This is a genomic window from Moorena sp. SIO3I8 (assembly GCF_010692325.1).
Lineage (GTDB): Bacteria > Cyanobacteriota > Cyanobacteriia > Cyanobacteriales > Coleofasciculaceae > Moorena.
In genome coordinates this window covers 1-1,499 of the sequence record NZ_JAAHHW010000372.1, presented here as the reverse complement: position 1 = coordinate 1,499, position 1,499 = coordinate 1, and the positions used below count along the sequence as shown (strand labels likewise).

Annotated in this window: 2 protein-coding genes; both read right to left on the bottom strand. The window is 44.9% G+C overall.

Features of this window, described 5'->3' with window-relative positions:
- Positions 1 to 126 (bottom strand): helix-turn-helix domain-containing protein (locus F6K51_RS37100; protein ID WP_293031138.1); only part of this gene is annotated, 126 nt, incomplete at its 3' end.
- 696 nt (positions 127 to 822) lie between these two features.
- Positions 823 to 1,499 (bottom strand): PspA/IM30 family protein (locus F6K51_RS37095; RefSeq protein WP_293031135.1); only part of this gene is annotated, 677 nt, incomplete at its 5' end.

The window sequence follows — 1,499 nt, the reverse complement described above, 5'->3', positions numbered from 1 at the left end:
ATTGAGCCAATCAAGTCGTTGCCCTAGAGCATAGTTCCAGTGACGACGCAACAATTCAAGCCACCTTTCCATGATGGCTATCTGTTCGGGACTTGGTTTGATTTTGTAGCAGTACGTTAATATCACTGTGCTATTGTACCACTTACGTTCGCACCTCAAGCAGCGTCGGCTCTGCCGAAAGCGTGGCCTCTGGCCAATCTGTTGAGAACTTCAAGACGCTGTCGGGCAATTCCCCTCCCGTTAAATCGGAGATTATAACGGGAGACCCCTTGCCCGTTTAGTTGGCAATTTTAATCATTTATAGCAATTCTACGACTTGTGAGGTACAAATTTATGGTTTTTAGGGAGCAGGGACTTCGGAGCAGCGATGCAGCGAGGTCTTGGGGGTTTCCCCCATGAGCGACTGCATCAAGACGGGAGCAGGGACTTCGGAGCAGCGGATATGGGAAAAGGGAAGAGGGAAGAGGTAAAAAATAATGTGTACCTCATGAGTCCTAGAAACGCTATAACCATTTTCATTAACACAAAGCAATTAATTAGTCAATTGAAAATTGAAAATTGAAAATTGGCTAGTAACCAATTAGCTAGTAACCAATTAGCTAGTAACCAATTAACCAATTAACAATTAAAAATTAACAATTAACGTAAGCTATCAGCTATCAGCTCTCAGCTCTCAGGTTTTGAATAAAACAAGTAAGCATTGGTTTAATCTATGTTACGTCAGCACCTCAAGTAGCGTGAGCCTTGGCCATTCGCGAATGGCTGACGGCTGTTCGCGTAGCGTGGCCTTTGGCCAACGGCTGACCGCTGAATGCTTACCAATTAAAGATTATCAATTTGTTTGCGAAGGTCTTCCAACTCTTTGTCAACGGGTGAATCTGAGGAAGTCGATTGTTTCTCCTGTGAGGCTGGTAAAGCTTCTTGAGATACAGAACCACCAGCCAACTGAGCTTTCATCGTGGCCAACTCATCATCAACATCATTACCTTCCAAGAGTCTAAATTGACTTTCCAAGTCAGCACCACCCAGCTCATGGGCAGCTTCAGAACGAGCCTCCATTTCCAAGACTTTCTGTTCCATACGCTCAAAGGCGGCTAGGGAGCCACTAGTATTAATAGACCCCATGGTTTGTTGTAACTTTTCATTCGCCTTAGCCGCCTGAGCACGTGCTTTGAGCATATTCTTTTTGGTTTTGGCTTCGGAAATTTTGCCTTCGAGAGCCACCAGATTACGCTTAAGAGTATTGACCTGATTAGTTTGCTGATCCAACTGAGTTTTGAGGGTAGCAGCAGTATCAGAATTGGTCTTCTTACGCACCAGAGCCTCACGAGCCAGGTTTTCATCCCCTTTGCTCAGAGCCAGCTGAGCTCTTTTCTGCCAGTTGTTAGCTTCTGTTTGGTTTTTGTTGTATTGCTGCTCTGTGCGTTTTTGTTCAGCAATTGACCTGGCAACTGCTTGACGCAATTGAACCAGATCCTCTTGCATATCAACAATAGCTT